This window comes from Ureibacillus chungkukjangi, assembly GCF_044795995.1.
Classification (GTDB): Bacteria; Bacillota; Bacilli; order Bacillales_A; family Planococcaceae; genus Ureibacillus; species Ureibacillus chungkukjangi.
The window spans coordinates 1,743,959-1,758,860 of record NZ_CP085009.1; the positions used below are offsets into that span (position 1 = coordinate 1,743,959).

Annotated in this window: 17 protein-coding genes; 13 read left to right on the forward strand and 4 right to left on the reverse strand. The window is 35.3% G+C overall.

From position 1 onward, the window contains the following. Positions 1-275: 275 nt before the first annotated feature. Positions 276-1,640 carry an amino acid permease gene (locus LG296_RS08625; RefSeq protein WP_107935571.1) on the forward strand — a complete coding sequence of 455 codons (1,365 nt, stop codon included), beginning with the start codon at positions 276-278 and terminating at the stop codon, positions 1,638-1,640. Between the two features lie 29 nt (positions 1,641-1,669). On the opposite strand, the gene LG296_RS08630 is transcribed toward LG296_RS08625, so the two are convergent. Beyond that, on the reverse strand, positions 1,670-2,296 hold the full coding sequence (locus tag LG296_RS08630; protein ID WP_107935573.1) for a LysE family transporter: 627 nt from the start codon (positions 2,294-2,296) through the stop codon (positions 1,670-1,672). A 115-nt stretch (positions 2,297-2,411) separates the two neighbouring features. On the opposite strand from LG296_RS08630, the gene LG296_RS08635 reads away from it, so the two are divergent. The 5 genes from LG296_RS08635 (at position 2,412) to LG296_RS08655 (ending at position 5,904) form a co-directional block, all read left to right on the forward strand. After that, positions 2,412-2,759, forward strand: a complete 348-nt coding sequence (locus LG296_RS08635; protein ID WP_107935576.1) for a hypothetical protein — start codon at positions 2,412-2,414, stop codon at positions 2,757-2,759. Positions 2,760-2,822: 63 nt separating this feature from the next. Further along, positions 2,823-3,002: a hypothetical protein gene (locus LG296_RS08640; RefSeq protein ID WP_107935578.1), complete on the forward strand. Its 180-nt coding sequence runs from the start codon at positions 2,823-2,825 to the stop codon at positions 3,000-3,002. A gap of 421 nt (positions 3,003-3,423) precedes the next feature. Continuing rightward, positions 3,424-4,620, forward strand: a complete 1,197-nt coding sequence (locus LG296_RS08645; protein ID WP_107935580.1) for an MFS transporter — start codon at positions 3,424-3,426, stop codon at positions 4,618-4,620. Between the two features lie 76 nt (positions 4,621-4,696). After that, positions 4,697-5,128 (forward strand): BrxA/BrxB family bacilliredoxin, encoded by a 432-nt coding sequence (locus LG296_RS08650; RefSeq protein WP_107935582.1) that lies wholly within the window; start codon positions 4,697-4,699, stop codon positions 5,126-5,128. Beyond that, on the forward strand, positions 5,116-5,904 hold the full coding sequence (locus LG296_RS08655) for a class I SAM-dependent methyltransferase (protein ID WP_107935584.1): 789 nt from the start codon (positions 5,116-5,118) through the stop codon (positions 5,902-5,904). The genes LG296_RS08650 and LG296_RS08655 overlap by 13 nt, the downstream gene beginning before the upstream one ends. Before the next feature lie 257 nt (positions 5,905-6,161). On the opposite strand, the gene LG296_RS08660 is transcribed toward LG296_RS08655, so the two are convergent. The 3 genes from LG296_RS08660 to LG296_RS08670 form a co-directional block, all read right to left on the reverse strand. Beyond that, positions 6,162-6,908 carry an amino acid ABC transporter ATP-binding protein gene (locus LG296_RS08660; RefSeq protein WP_107935586.1) on the reverse strand — a complete coding sequence of 249 codons (747 nt, stop codon included), beginning with the start codon at positions 6,906-6,908 and terminating at the stop codon, positions 6,162-6,164. Between the two features lie 12 nt (positions 6,909-6,920). After that, the gene (locus LG296_RS08665; RefSeq protein WP_107935588.1) at positions 6,921-7,577 is read right to left on the reverse strand and encodes an amino acid ABC transporter permease; all 657 of its coding nucleotides are present in this window, start codon (positions 7,575-7,577) and stop codon (positions 6,921-6,923) included. A gap of 124 nt (positions 7,578-7,701) precedes the next feature. Then, a complete protein-coding gene (locus LG296_RS08670) occupies positions 7,702-8,484 on the reverse strand; it encodes an amino acid ABC transporter substrate-binding protein (protein ID WP_107935590.1) in 783 nt (260 codons plus the stop codon). 856 nt (positions 8,485-9,340) lie between these two features. Between LG296_RS08670 and LG296_RS08675 the strand changes: the two genes are divergently transcribed. The 7 genes from LG296_RS08675 (at position 9,341) to LG296_RS08705 (ending at position 14,892) form a co-directional block, all read left to right on the forward strand. Beyond that, a complete protein-coding gene (locus LG296_RS08675; RefSeq protein ID WP_107935709.1) occupies positions 9,341-9,946 on the forward strand; it encodes a YpjP family protein in 606 nt (201 codons plus the stop codon). 259 nt (positions 9,947-10,205) lie between these two features. Next, entirely contained in the window at positions 10,206-11,030 is an 825-nt protein-coding gene (locus tag LG296_RS08680) for a hypothetical protein (RefSeq protein WP_107935592.1), read from the forward strand. 814 nt (positions 11,031-11,844) lie between these two features. Beyond that, positions 11,845-12,021, forward strand: a complete 177-nt coding sequence (locus LG296_RS08685) for a hypothetical protein (RefSeq protein WP_181418064.1) — start codon at positions 11,845-11,847, stop codon at positions 12,019-12,021. 322 nt (positions 12,022-12,343) lie between these two features. After that, positions 12,344-12,598, forward strand: a complete 255-nt coding sequence (locus LG296_RS08690; RefSeq protein ID WP_107935594.1) for a hypothetical protein — start codon at positions 12,344-12,346, stop codon at positions 12,596-12,598. 227 nt (positions 12,599-12,825) lie between these two features. Beyond that, on the forward strand, positions 12,826-13,017 hold the full coding sequence (locus LG296_RS08695) for an ABC transporter permease (RefSeq protein WP_107935596.1): 192 nt from the start codon (positions 12,826-12,828) through the stop codon (positions 13,015-13,017). Positions 13,018-13,253: 236 nt separating this feature from the next. After that, complete coding sequence (locus LG296_RS08700) at positions 13,254-14,303, forward strand: XdhC family protein (RefSeq protein WP_404427941.1); 1,050 nt, start codon at positions 13,254-13,256, stop codon at positions 14,301-14,303. Then, positions 14,296-14,892 (forward strand): NTP transferase domain-containing protein, encoded by a 597-nt coding sequence (locus tag LG296_RS08705; RefSeq protein WP_404427942.1) that lies wholly within the window; start codon positions 14,296-14,298, stop codon positions 14,890-14,892. Before LG296_RS08700 ends, LG296_RS08705 begins: the two co-directional genes overlap by 8 nt. The last annotated feature ends 10 nt before the right edge of the window (positions 14,893-14,902 follow it).

Genomic DNA, 14,902 nt, shown 5'->3' on the forward strand with positions numbered 1-14,902 from the left:
AGCCAATGTTATTACGACGAAGCAATAAGAACCCCGCTCCAAAAGCTATCAAAGTCAACATGATTACGACAAACCAAAAGTAAACTCACTCCACTGGGGATTAATAACGCTCGCCACGTCCACTCCCATCCCAATTCAAATCTCTAACACTCAATCCTTCATCACTATCAAACACACCAATTAACTTCTACTAACAACTCTAGTCCCTATCTAAAAAATGCATAAACTTTTTTTCATCGCTCATAATAAATAGGATTTTAAGGAGGGAGTTTTTGATGGAAATACCAGCACGTGCAGGAGGGAAAAGTGAAAAGAGCGGTGGAGGAAAGTTGAAATGGTGGCAACTCTCCCTGATTGGTGTTGGCTGTACCATTGGAACTGGTTACTTTCTTGGTTCGGGTATAGGTATTTCAAAAACAGGTCCTTCCATTGTCATCTCATTTATACTTGCCGGCATTACAGCCATGATTGTTTCAGAGCAGCTTGGAAAAATGTTTATCCAGGACCCACAAAAAGGGTCATTTCGTTCCTATACTAAAAAAGCTTTTGGAAGATGGGCAGGGTTTAGTAGTGGTTGGGTATATTGGTTCTCCGAAATGCTTATTTCCGGGAGTCAATTGACCGCACTTTCTATATTAACTCGCTTCTGGTTCCCCAATATACCGATTTGGATACTTGCATCAATTTACGCAACACTTGGAATAATTGTCGTTCTTATCGGAACAAAAGGCTTTGAACGAACCGAAAACTTATTCGCAGTAATGAAAGTGGCCGCTATTTTTATGTTTATCATCTTAGCGATTTTAGTATTATTTGGATTTTTCGGCGGAAATCGAGATGATTTTGATATACCTAATACAGCAAATGAGTTCTTTGCTGAAGGTATGATCGGCTTATGGTCATCCCTTATATTTGGTTTTTATGCTTTTGGTGGTATAGAAATCATGGGGATACTCTCAGTTAGGCTCCAACAGAAAACAGAGGTTATCAAGTCTACTACTGTTATGCTGATTATCTTAACGTCAATTTATATAATCTCAATAATATTAGCTTCAGGCTTAGTTGCCTATGATGAATTTAATGCAGAGGAAAGTCCCTTTGTCATTTCCTTGGCAGAGTATAATTTAGCATTTTTCCCCTATGTCTTTAATGCAGGTGTTATTATAGCGGGCTTCTCAACAATGGCAGCATCACTTTTTGCTGTAACAAGCATGCTCGTTACAATGTCTGAGGAAGGGGATGCGCCAAAGGTATTTTCTAAAAAAAGTAAATTAAAGGTACCACCTTTTGCATTAGCATTAACCATTTCTGTGTTAGTTATTTCTATAATCGTCTCACGCATTGTACCAGATCGAGTTTACGAATATATCACAACTGCTGCAGGGTTAATGCTTATATACAATTGGTTTTTCATACTTATTTCTTTTCCTAAGCTTATAAAAGCGACAAAGTTTGATCATGTAAAGCGATTTTTAGCCATGCTCCTTATACTACTTGCAGTAAGTGGAACCTTGGTAGATAAAGCAAATCGTATGGGCTTTTTTGTAAGTGTAATTTTCATAGTACTTGTTATAGTTGTTATTTTATTTATGAGAAAAGGGAAGAAAAAGAACAAGAATGAGCTGCCTCGTGGAATTTAGCAGACATTCAGAAAGCAAAATTAAGTATGTTAGAAAAACAATAATTTAATGGCTTGTACACCAAAATATAACCCGAAGCCAATAAGGGACAGGCCTGAAATTGCCGAAATCAAACCTAGAAGCTTTGCTGTTAAAACCTTTCTGAAGCTACTTGAAATAAAAGCCATAGTAACATCCCATATAAATAACCCAACGAAAATTGCAAGGCTATATAAAATCACATGGTCAAGATCGTAGGTAGTAACGGTTTTGGCCAATACTGAACCAAAGATACCTAACCAGAACATCATCGATAATGGATTAGTAATAGAAAGTAAAAAACCGTAGAAAAATGATTTTTTAAGTGAATCGTTTTTCATCTTATTCATCTTGATTTCTTTTTTTGCGTTGATAATGCTATCTACGCCGGTGTAAATCAGTACAAAACAACCGAATGACCAAAGTAATGTTTGCATAAATGGAGTTTCAAGAAAATGAAAAACACCCAAATATACTATGGCCATATAAATAGCGTCAGCTAACATTGCACCTAAACCGACTAGCCAAGCATGTCCGAATCCACCATAAATTCCTTTCGTAATTTGAGCTGCGTTTACAGGACCTATTGGAGCTGCAAGCGAAATCCCTAGTATGACATATCCGAAAAAAGCACTCATTTCAAAACTCCTTTAGTAACTAAAAATGGTTTGTACCATCTTATTCGTTATGGAGCAGAAGTAGGACAACTATTAATGCTTATTAAATTCTAAATACATTCAAGGAGTAGAAACAATGTCTGTTCATGTATATCAAACCTTTGAAATTAAACAAGATAAATTTAAAGAGGCAATCGAGAATTTACAGGAAATCAAAAAATATCGAAATGATTCTTATGATCATGAGGTAGAAGTGCTAATTCCTATTACGGGATACGATTATACTTACGCCATTATGGCAACTTACGATGGACTAGCCGAGATGGAATTTCAGGATAGAAAAATGTTTGATGATGATGAATATTTAAAACTAGTCGGAAAATTGTTCCTTGAGCATGTTGTTCAAGGAACAATGGTTACTCAGATTTATCGTGGAATCAATAAGAAGGTGTCTAGTAAGGATGAGAAAAAAAGTGAAGAATGATTAAAATTAAAACGCATAAATAAAGCGATTTTACTCAAAATAAAAAGACGGAGGTGAGTGACAATGGAAAAAAGAAACTACAATAATAATCGTCATCAACAAAACCAAAACAACAATCGTGAAGAGTTCGCGGAGGATTTAGACTTCAACCGCAACCAAGAGGAATTTGCTGATGAAGCAAGCTTCAACAACCGCAACCGTAATAACCAAAACCAAAACGACGACAACTGTGAAGGTTGTTAATTAAAAACCAAAAATGAATTTAACTCTGAACTAAGTTTGGCCTAAAAAGAGCGTTTATTCCGATAATAAGAATAAGCGCTCTTTTAATGTGTTATTTAAGAAAAAAATAAAATGGTTAGCTATTTATGTCAATCCTGTATTATACTATCGAAGAGAGGAATTTTGCATTCTGAATCAATATATAGTCTGAAGGCATATTAAATGCTTGGACGTCTAATTTAGATATAGTTAAAGTTGAGCTCTTATTTAAATGTACAATGCTTAGAGAGTAGGCATTTGTACATTTTTTATGTGTATGAAGGGATTTTTATAAAAATCGATTTTCTTTTGTTGGGGGAATGAAAGGATGATTTTTTAATCAAAACATACGCAGGTATAAAAAAAGGCTTTAGAGAGAATTTAAAAGAAAGTGAGTATTATTATGAATAAAAATACAAAGGTTGTTTTAGCAATCTTATTAGGGAATTTGTTTATCGCATTTTTAGGCATTGGCTTGATTATTCCAGTGTTGCCTACAATCATGAATGAATTACAAATTTCCGGAACTGTTGTCGGTTATTTAACTGCCGCATTTGCGTTAACATCTCTTGTATTATCACCAATTGCAGGGCGATTTGCCGATAAATATGGTCGCAAGATTATGATAATATTGGGGCTCGCTACCTTTGCTGTTTCGGAGCTATTATTTGGATTAGGTAAAACAGTTGAAGTTTTATTTATTTCACGAATTTTAGGCGGTGTTAGTGGAGCATTTATCATGCCAGCTGTAATGGCGTACATTGCCGATATAACAACTATGGAAACAAGACCAAAAGCACTGGGCTACATGTCTGCTGCAATTAGTACAGGATTCATTATTGGACCAGGTGTTGGGGGCTTTCTTGCTGAAATAGGTACACGTGTGCCATTCTTTGCCGCAGCTGTGTTAGGTGTAGTCGCTACTGTGTTATCGATACTATTTTTAACAGAGCCTGAACGTACGGAGCAACCAGAAGTTGTGGAACATGCTAAATCGAAATCTCCTTTAAAGAAGATCTTAATTCCAATGTTCTTAATTGCCTTTTTAATATTATTTATTTCATCATTTGGTCTAGCCGTGGTGGAATCGTTTATTAGCTTATATACAGACCATAAATTTGGCTTTGAACCGAGAGATATTGCGATTGTAATAACTGTTTCTGCTCTTATTGGTGCATTATCACAGGTTTTACTATTCGATCGAATGACACAATGGTGGGGTGAAATTAAGTTAATTCGTCTTTGCCTTGTAATTTCAGCAATTTTTGTATTTGCTATCACGCAAGTGTCTAGTTATTTAATGATTATTTTTGTTATTACGATGTGCTTCGTTGGATTCGATTTAATACGTCCGGCTGCAACCTCATATCTATCCAAAATAGCAGGAAATGACCAAGGCTTTGTTGGTGGCATGAACTCTATGTTTACTTCACTTGCAAATGCAATTGGTCCAATTTTGGGTGGTATGCTATTTGATATTGATGTTGACTATCCATATTATCTAGCAACTGTATTTTTAGCAGTCGCGTTAGGAATTGCTTTAGTATGGAAAAAACCAGTACTCAAGCAACCTGCCGAAACAGTAAGCGCAACAAAGTAAGGCACAAACTTTGAAATTACAAATGTTGTATTGGTATAATAAGGATTAGTGAGTATATATGAAAGAGGTAGATACTATGAACGCTTATGATGAATATATGAAGGGCATTGTGCAACCAATGCGCCAAGAATTGGTAGATGCAGGCTTTACCGAATTAACAACTCCTGATGCTGTAAATGAATTTATGGCTTCTGCTAAAGGAGTTTCATTGGTAGTAATTAACTCTGTTTGTGGATGTGCTGCCGGTTTAGCACGTCCAGCAGTTCGCCAAGCTGTTGAAGCAGTAAAACCAGATCATCAGGCTACAGTTTTTGCTGGTCAAGACAAGGATGCAACAATGGCTATGCGTGGATTCTTTGAAGAAGTACCACCTAGTTCACCATCTATTGCAGTGTTAAGAGATGGGCAATTAGAGTACTTCATCCCTCGTGATCAAATCGAAGGCTATCCAGTAGAACAAATTACTGAGCATTTAACAGGTGTATTAAAGCAAGCATGTGCACAATAACTCTTGTTACAACTGCTGGTCGACCAGATGACCTATCTATGACACTGGCAAAAAAAGCTTGTGAGAAATTAAATATCCGTTTCGAGCCTCGTAATAAAAGGTCCGTTACGAAAATCAGTCAGCAATTTGATGCAAATATCATTGTTGCTGGTAAAAATCGTTATGAATATTATCCGAAAGGTGCAACTGCACCTTTCTTTTTTCATCCTAATTCTGCAGCTTTTCGTTTAAAGCGAGTTGCAAGGGGAGAGACAGACCCATTCTTGGAAGCATGTAACATGGCTGTGGGAGATTCCCTCTTGGATTGCACATTAGGCATGGGTGCTGACGCAATGCTAGCTGCGTTTATAGCAGGAGAAACTGGTAAAGTAGTGGGGCTAGAGGATGATGAAAATGTTGCATTTATTGTCGATAACGGTATGAAAACCTATGATACTACTGAATTACCCCTAACTAGCTGTATGCGTCATATTGAAGTTGTCCAAAGTGAAGCAATAGAGTATTTAAAACAACAAAAGGATAACTCCTTTGATATAGTATACATGGATCCCATGTTTGAAGAGGTTATCGAAGAATCCAACAATTTTGAAGCACTCCGTGAAGCCGGCAGTCATGTACAGCTTTCGCAGGAATGGGTAGACGAGGCATTACGAGTAGCTAGAAAACGAGTCGTTTTAAAAGCACACTTTCGGTCAACATTTTTTGAGGATTTCGGATTTAAAAGAGAAATACGCTTAACCTCCAAGTTTCATTATGGGGTTTTGGTTAAGGAATAGTGAATTTGAAAGCAGTAGGAGATGAGAGCGGTGTTGGCGTTCTCATCTCTTTTTTTATTTTGAGGAATATGAATGAAACTTGTTTGGAGAAGGAGTAAGGAGTGAAACGATTTTCATCCGGTTCTTGAAACTCATTATAAGAAAATCTTGATACGTAACAAGCTTCATCTCAAAACCCCCACACAATCCTCATATCCGTCAAAAACACTAAAACAAAAAAGTAGCGAAGAAAATCAAAGTTTTCTTCACTACTCTATCTACTTATAATTCCTCTGTAAAAACATTTTTGTCCGCTCGGCTTGTGGGTTAGAGAAGAAGTCTTTTGGGATGCCAGATTCAATGATTTCTCCGCCATCCATAAAGACAACGCGATCTGCAACTTCTCTTGCGAAGCCCATTTCATGGGTAACTACAATCATTGTCATGCTTTCTTCTGCTAAATCCTTCATAACTTTTAATACTTCTCCTGTTAGCTCTGGGTCTAGGGCAGAAGTTGGTTCATCAAATAATAAGATATCTGGATTTAACATGAGCGCACGAGCAATAGCAACACGTTGTTTTTGTCCACCAGATAAGTTGGAAGGGTAGGCATCCGCCTTCTCCGTTAAACCTACTTTATCTAACAAATCTTTTGCATGGGTTTCAATTTCAATAGCTGGTTGATGATTTAGTAGCTTAGGTGCCATTTCAAGATTTTGTTTTACAGTTAGGTGGGGGAATAGGTTGAAATGCTGAAATACCATCCCCATCTTGCCAGTTACTTTTTTAATATCATTAGGTTTTACGTAAACTCCATCGTGTACTAAATAATCATTGTCGATTTGGATGCTCCCACCATTGATTTGTTCTAGATTGATTAAGCTACGTAATAATGTACTTTTACCGGATCCAGATGGACCGATAATTGCAACAACCTCATTCTTTTCTAGTGAAAAGGAAATTTGCTTGAGTACTTCGTTTGTACCAAAGGATTTTTTTAAATTAGAAACCTGGATTAGTGACATGCTATTTCACCTCTATTCAAATTTATATCGACGTTCTAGCCATTTAAAGAACATAGTTAAGATTAACGTCATGATTAAGTAAATAACCCCTGCAATGAAGTAGGGAACAATGGTAAAGTCTCTGTTTACAGCTGTTTGTGCAAAGTGTAAAAGCTCTGGTACCGCAACTGCGTAAAGTAAGGCAGTATCTTTAATAAGGGTAATAGATTCGTTTGAAACAGCTGGTAAAGCAACACGGAACATTTGTGGCAGGATTACACGAGTGGTTGTTTGCCATTTTGATAAGCCTAACACTTGAGCCGCTTCGTATTGCCCTTTATCAATAGCAAGTAATCCTCCGCGGAAAATCTCTGCAAAATAAGCAGCATAGTTTAATACAAATCCGATACATGCTGCAACAAAGCGATCGAATACTAAATACTCGCCGATAATTGGTAGCATTGGTAAACCAAAGCAAATTAATAAAAGCTGTAATAAGAGTGGTGTCCCACGCATGATAGTTATATAGCTCTGAGCAAGCCACGATAATGGTTTAAAGCTACTTTTTACTGCTAAAGTAAGCAAGAAACCAAGTGGAATTGAAACAATTATTGCAATGAAGAAAAGGAGTACCGTCATTTGAGCTCCTTCAAGCATTGGCCAAATAATCTTATTCCAATATTCAACCATTGTATTTCCTCCTCGAGTTGTTAAAAAATCGTGTTGTAATTCGATCTTAGATTCAAAAAGATAAGAGCTTCACATGGATATGGAAACTCTTATCAAGTGATTTTCATTTAATTAGTCTGTGAAATTATTTGAGTACAATGTCTTCGCCAAACCATTTTGTAGAGATTTCAGCTGAAGTGCCATCTTCATTCATAGCATCTAAAGCAGCTTGTACTTTTCCTAGAAGCTCTTCATTACCTTTTTTCACACCAACAGCGTATTGTTCAGGCGCTAAGGATTCTTCTAAAATTTTGAAGGTATCAGCTTGCTGAGTCATGAAGTATTCACCAACAACTTTGTCGATTACAACTGCTTCTACACGACCTGCTTTTAGATCAGTCAAAGCTAAAACATTATCTTTATACTCATTTAAAGTTACTTTTTCACTGATAGGATTAGCGTTTAAAGCATCTAATGCTGAAGATAAAGCCTGTATGCCTACCTGTTTGTCAGCAAGGTCATTTAATGAAGTAATTTTTGAATCGGCTAAAGTCATCACAACTTGAGCATTTTCTAAATAGGCCTCTGTAAATAAGACTTTTTGTTTACGCTCTTCTGTAACTGTATAGCCATTCCAGATTAAATCAATACGTCCACTGCTTAATTCAGATTCTTTTGTAGACCAATCAATTGGCTGGAACTTTACGTCTACATCCATGTGCTTTGCAGCAGCAGTAGCTAAATCAATATCAAATCCTACGATTTCGTTGTTATCATCACGGAATCCCATCGGCGCAAACGTGTCATCTATACCAATAATTAAGGAATCCTTACCAGAAGCACCTTCTGATTTGTCATCAGCTCCACAAGCGGCAACTACCGTTAAAATTAATGCTAGGATAAAAACTAGTGAAAATTTACGTTTCATAATAATCTGTCTCCCTTGTTGTTTATATTATTTTATTTATCTATTTAATTGTGAATAACGCTTTCACTCACTAAATTACTAACGTGTTAAAGGATAGCATATTGCTAGATTTGTGTCAATAAAGGTCGGATTGTATAAAATAAAAACAAATTGTTCAGAAAAATATAAACTTCCTATTACATAATGTATATATGGGAAGTAGCTATCAATGGGTTTTACTTTACACTTAAGATATGTTATAGTAGTTTTATGTTATTTTTAGGTTTGATGTAAATAAATTTGGCGTTTCGCTAGAGTTTTTAAAGATACTTATTCACACTGGCGCAAGTTGAGGCTTGCAAGGACGCAAAAGTAGGTAGGGTTTGCGTTGCTTAGGTTAGAAAGCGTTTAGTGGAATTTTACCGCGGTTGGTAAATGCACGAGGTTGCATTATATTATAAAATTCCCCTGATGATAGGGTAGAGACATTCTTTATTTATATTTTTCCATAGAAATACTAAAGGGGTATCCGAATAATCGGATACCCCTTGTCTAATTTTAGAAATAAAATGTAACTAGAAAGTAGCTCTTTAGAGCAAGATTTCGTCAAAAAAGGGAGTGTCTCAATGAATTTTAAGACACTCCCTTACTATGTGAATTAGTCAGTGAAGCACATAGATGTTAAATAACCTAGTAAAAGTAATAAACCAAATCCTGCTGCGATTTCCATATTGCAAACCTCCCTTGATAAAAAAAACACGCTTTATTTACAATATTATTGTACAATGAAATAGTAAAAGATGAAACCTTTTAATGATTTAAACGTACTAATTAATAGAAGGTTTTTACAAAATTGTGCGATATTGAAGGTGATTTCATGAAAAAATGGATGCAGAAAACCCTAGTCATAACAGTAGCATTATTAACATTTGGATTAATAACTCCGAATCATGAAATTTGGGATAGTTTAGAGAACAACCATTCCAATAACGGTTCTCAGGGTAGTAATGTCGAAAGTAATAATACAGAACTATCATCAACCATAGTTGAAGATAGTTTTTCCAAAGTTGAAAGTATTGATACACCTGATCTAGAACCTATCTTAGTCGCAGCAAAAGAACAATCATACATAAAATTTGGTTCAAGAATAGCACCTGTTATTAGCGATGAATTCGAACAAAGAATTTACCCGAAATTAGAAGAAGTACTCGACCTAACATTATCACGCCTTGATAATGATTCCTTTAAATATGTAGCAATTTCAAATCAGCCAAGTGGCGAGTACAACGAGAAGATTTTCAATATCTCAGATGGGACAAGCGGTAAAGACTTAATTCGCTTCCATGTACGCACTGAAAAACGACCACAAGAAGGCTATTACTATAATTTCCATTATCACACATCTGAAGACAATTTCATCTCACACCACTCATTAGGCGATATTTACTGGAGCAAAAATACACCGCCGAAATGGTTGTCCTAAAACACCCGTTCAGTTACGGGTGTTTTTTTCATGGAAATTGTTAATATATCAACATATTGAAGAAATTAACATTTATTGTTAGTTGATGTGAAAATGGCAAAAATATCATATACCCCAAATTGTACCCCAAAATCTAATTATCGCTGGGTTTTTTAATTAGTCACACATTTATCGTTCTTGATGAATACATCCAAACTATTTTAGGAAAACTTTCTGTATGCTAAAAATCTTTAAAATAAAATGAAATTGAGTGGAATATATGCGAGCTGTTATTACAGTCATTCTTTTAACAATTACCTTGTTCATAAACTGTTCCAGTGTTTTAGCAAATGAAGAAGGTGTGGGTATTCAGATAGAAATGCTCCCTTGGAAAAAAGCGAATGGGATTTTGCCAAAGTACAGCAAGTTTACAGTATTGGATGTGGAGACAGGGAAAATGTTTAAGGTGCAGAGACGTGCAGGAAACCGCCATGCGGACGTTCAGCCCTTGACTTCGAAAGATACGAAAATAATGAAAGAGATATATGGCGGCAAATGGAGCTGGAAGCGAAGAGCTATTATTGTCATTCATCACGATCAATGGATTGCGGCTTCAATGCATGGGATGCCACATGGGGCTGGTGCTTTAGAAAATAATTTTCCTGGTCATTTTTGCATCCATTTTTATGGAAGTAAGACCCACAGCACAAACTCTATGGATTTATCCCATAAACTAATGATTTTAAAAGCAGCAGGCAAACTTCAAGAGTATGTTGCCAGCGCAGACCCGTATGAATTAATTAATGCATATGTAGCCGGATTTAAGCAGCAGGATTCCCGCATAATCTCAATCATTTCCCATCAGCAAATTGACTGGAAAGAGTATATTAAATCGATTGAAAATATAAATTTAAAAAACATATCTATTTTTCCTGTTGAAGATCTAGTAAATGAAATAAGTCTTCAAGTGCCAGTTGAAATCGAATGGATGAGTGATAATTCACAAAGAAAATACTTTAAAGGGAATATTTACTTAGTCCGTTTTTCCCCCGCAGATGCATGGAAAATAGATAGTATACGGTTTTTAAAAGATAGTAGTATTTAAACGATTTAAAATAAATTTTTGGAGCCATCACTATGAATAGGATGATTTTACAAAGATATATAGTTAAGTAAATCATACTCTGAAGAATATACCATCCCTAGTTATTTCTACACCATTATAAATATATTTCAATCTTAATACGCAGTCATTAAGCAGTAAAACCAGGTATTTATTTCCTGGTTTTTTCTTATTGAAAAATAAAATCATTAGTTCTGTAATTAAAATATGAATGTGTGTTGGATTTTTTTGGGGTAGTTATGAAGAGTCAGATGTTAAAAGCTATGCAACGTAATCTGCTAGGGATTTTATCTACGTCTCAAAATCTGGTGAAATCGCAAAAGGTGCATTAAAGTTAGAAGAGTTTTAGATGGTTCGTTTGTAGTGTTTTGCTTTACCAAGCAAAATTTACTCTAATATACTAAATATGAAAAAGTTTGAAACCTAAGACTTATAAAAACATTGATTCTAAATGGTATTGCAAATTGAAAACATTCTATAACAAATTGGAACGTGCTCTGGACCAAAAATACTCTGTGAATGGTTATCCTAAAACATCCATTCAGTTACGGGTGCTTCTTCATGGAAATGTTGATATATCAACGTATTGAAGAAGTTAATATTTATTGAAGTATCTCCTACAAGAGCTCAAAGCTCGAAATTCGCGATTTTCATACCAGTTAAAAGTTAAGGCTTATTCTCCTCATAACTTTAATGAATACTGAAACTTTTTGATGACTTATCCGTAAAGATTGAGCATACAAAATTTTATAAGTTGCGAAATTGTATTAATAAATATAGAAAGGGAGTGACCGAAATGGATAAAAATAATTCTTTTAATGATGCGGTAGATTATTTGAAAAAACATATAGGGATACCAGATAAAATTTCGTTGAAGAAGCTACCTGTATTTTTAAGGATTTTCGGATATTTAGTCGCTCTAATTCTATTTATGTCTTTATTACTTTTCTTTATATTACCTTTTTTAAATTAATGGATTATATAAAATGTTATTTTTGTATTATTTAGATAAATATTTAAGATACTATTTAGTGTAATATTAATTATGGCACATTTAATTTTGAACGGATCACTAAAAGTTGGTGCTGCAAAAAGTGAGGTTCTATAACTGTTAATAGAATTTTAGTGACATCAGATAAGTAATTCCTAAATATTTACAGCTGTATAAAATCAGAACAGTGCACTCGTTTAGTTACGGGTGTTTTTATTTTTATGCATTTTTCAAACTTATCAAAAAAATGTTACATACAAATTTTTTGAATGGCATTATGATAAGGAAGGGGGTGTGTGAAGGGGTGTTAACGCGCGATGCGGATACAGAGGCTTATATTAATACTTTAGAAAATGGTCATATTTATAAAGATATTCGCGCCAAGTATGGGGAGCTTACGGATGATGGACGAAATTATAAGCATGAATATAATGAAATCGTCATTCGGTATGCGTGCGAAAAATACAATCTAACTACGGAACAGCTTGATCGAATTTTTATTGACTCCGAAATTAAAATTAGTGAATATGAGAGAAGCCGAGTAAAACCAAATAACTAAAATATTTAAGTCACATTTCAAGCGGAGTGTGGCTATTATTTTTTTAGCAATGTATTTATTTTGTCCAATTGGTATAAATTCATTTGTGATAACTGCAGGGACATGATGAATAACTTCTGCATAAAATGAGTAAATTACAATTAAATAATTTATTTTGTTTTGAATAGTGAAAAATATTTCATTTCAAGGTAAAATGAATGTATAACATTTTTTTGAGGAGGATGCCGATGATAACCGGTCAGTTAGAGCGAGCGTTTCAATTAGCAGAGAAACATAAACTCGACGTAAGCACAATTTTGGAGTTAAACAAAATTATTATGAAGGAGGTCAATTCATCTCCTAAAACAGAAGAAAAGATTTTGCAACAAATTTTACAACTACTTGAAAATAACAAACAAATTCTACGGGAGGCAACATAACAATTGAAAAAACAACTTGAATTGTATGATGATTTAGACACATTTGATTAAAGGCGCTGCTCAGCGAGTAATGGTAATACGAGCAGCGCCTTTTCTATTGCTTAAAAATAGATAATTAACATAACTGTGTTAGTTTACATATACACTCATTCCCCAAAAATCCAATCTTTTTGTTGACTAACAATTTTGAACTTTGTTAATATAATGAAAAGTTTTTGGTGAAGGAGGCTATTTCTATGTCTAGATTGCAAGAATTTCAGGAGCTTTTTCGCCATGTACGCCTTGCGCATGAAAATAATGAGCAAGCAGTTTTAGTAATTCTAGCTGCTGCAAAGGGTTCTGCTTATCGCCTGCCTGGGACGAAAATGCTTATGACTTCTACTGGAGCAATGGTCGGGACGATTAGCGGAGGGTGCTTAGAGAATGACTTATATGAATGGGCACAGCAAGTATTTGAAAATAAAAAGGTAATGACTTTACAATATGACCTAAGTGAAACTGAAATTTGGAGCTTGGGAATCGGTTGTAAAGGAAACCTTGAGTTTATCTTTCTTCCAATCCTACCACAAAATCCACTTTTCCAAAAAATCGATCAATTATTATCCCTAAATCTTCCTTTTACTCTTATAATAGATATGAAGGTTGGTGAAATGGATGTTATAGAAGCTCGAAATAATGAAGTTTCCTATAATGGTATTTTCCCAGAAGAAGTAGTAGATTGTGCGAAGCGTGTAATGCATAAGCAGACTCGTGCGGAAATTCTATCAAGTGACAATCAACGATATTATATAGATGTAGTAAAACCAAGTGAGAGATTAATTGTTGCAGGAGCAGGGAGAGATGCTATTCCAGTAGCTGACCTAGCAAATAAAGCAGGGTTTGCAGTTACGGTAGTAGATAGCCGTGCTCACTTCAACAATGAACAATATTTTCCTAAGTCTACCCATATTACTGAGGATTTAGAAAATATTTCAAAGGAAGAGCTAGTTAATTGCTGGTGGATTATTATGAATCACCATCAAGAAAAGGATGAAGCTAGCCTGAAATTCGCCATCGAACAGAGTCCGAAGTATATTGGAGTTTTGGGGCCGGCCTATCGAACAGATGAGATGCTCGAAAACATTGGGTATTCCTTATTAAGTGCTCCCATACATTCACCAGTAGGCTTAGACCTTGGTGCAGAAGCTAGTGAAGAAGTGGCTATTAGTATTGTTTCAGAGCTAATGAGTTTAAGAGCAGGACGTATTCAAAATCATTTACATGGAAAAGGGAAAATACATGTGTAAAATAGGGGCTATTATTTTAGCGGCTGGTCAATCTGTAAGAATGGGGAAGCCAAAGTTACTTTTACCTTATTTAAATCGTCCCCTAATCCATTACCCTGTATCATTGGCAGTTGAGATGGATTTCGTGAGGATTATTGTTGTCGGTGGAGAGCATATCCAGCAATTACAAAGTGAATTAAGTGAATTTTCAAACCAGATAACGATAATCCACAATTCAGAATATGAAAAGGGGATGTCCTCCTCTTTAAAGGCAGGTATAACAGCCATAGAGAATGAATTAGATGGTGTTTTAATCTTTTTAGGAGATCAGCCCTTTGCTTCAAAAGACGTCATTCAAAAGCTGATTCGAGAATTTAAGCAATTGAGGAACTCGAAAATTGTTCGTCCGCGCTACTCAATGCAGCCCGGGCACCCGATTTTATTTGATAAAAGTCTTTTTTCAAAATTTCATGCCTTATGTGGGGATGAGGGTGGAAAAAGTATTATTAAAGCAAATGAAGAAAAGCTGCTTTATGTAGACTTTGAAAATACAAAATTGAACTTAGATATCGATACCCCACAGGATTACGAATTGCTTCTAAAATCATAACAAGAGGAGT

Coding starts and splice junctions, on each gene's coding strand:
- LG296_RS08625 (WP_107935571.1), top strand. CDS start 276: ATGGAAATACCAGCACGTGCAGGAGGGAAAAGTGAAAAGAGCGGTGGA.
- LG296_RS08630 (WP_107935573.1), bottom strand. CDS start 2,296: ATGAGTGCTTTTTTCGGATATGTCATACTAGGGATTTCGCTTGCAGCT.
- LG296_RS08635 (WP_107935576.1), top strand. CDS start 2,412: ATGTCTGTTCATGTATATCAAACCTTTGAAATTAAACAAGATAAATTT.
- LG296_RS08640 (WP_107935578.1), top strand. CDS start 2,823: ATGGAAAAAAGAAACTACAATAATAATCGTCATCAACAAAACCAAAAC.
- LG296_RS08645 (WP_107935580.1), top strand. CDS start 3,424: ATGAATAAAAATACAAAGGTTGTTTTAGCAATCTTATTAGGGAATTTG.
- LG296_RS08650 (WP_107935582.1), top strand. CDS start 4,697: ATGAACGCTTATGATGAATATATGAAGGGCATTGTGCAACCAATGCGC.
- LG296_RS08655 (WP_107935584.1), top strand. CDS start 5,116: ATGTGCACAATAACTCTTGTTACAACTGCTGGTCGACCAGATGACCTA.
- LG296_RS08660 (WP_107935586.1), bottom strand. CDS start 6,908: ATGTCACTAATCCAGGTTTCTAATTTAAAAAAATCCTTTGGTACAAAC.
- LG296_RS08665 (WP_107935588.1), bottom strand. CDS start 7,577: ATGGTTGAATATTGGAATAAGATTATTTGGCCAATGCTTGAAGGAGCT.
- LG296_RS08670 (WP_107935590.1), bottom strand. CDS start 8,484: ATGAAACGTAAATTTTCACTAGTTTTTATCCTAGCATTAATTTTAACG.
- LG296_RS08675 (WP_107935709.1), top strand. CDS start 9,341: ATGAAAAAATGGATGCAGAAAACCCTAGTCATAACAGTAGCATTATTA.
- LG296_RS08680 (WP_107935592.1), top strand. CDS start 10,206: ATGCGAGCTGTTATTACAGTCATTCTTTTAACAATTACCTTGTTCATA.
- LG296_RS08685 (WP_181418064.1), top strand. CDS start 11,845: ATGGATAAAAATAATTCTTTTAATGATGCGGTAGATTATTTGAAAAAA.
- LG296_RS08695 (WP_107935596.1), top strand. CDS start 12,826: ATGATAACCGGTCAGTTAGAGCGAGCGTTTCAATTAGCAGAGAAACAT.
- LG296_RS08700 (WP_404427941.1), top strand. CDS start 13,254: ATGTCTAGATTGCAAGAATTTCAGGAGCTTTTTCGCCATGTACGCCTT.
- LG296_RS08705 (WP_404427942.1), top strand. CDS start 14,296: ATGTGTAAAATAGGGGCTATTATTTTAGCGGCTGGTCAATCTGTAAGA.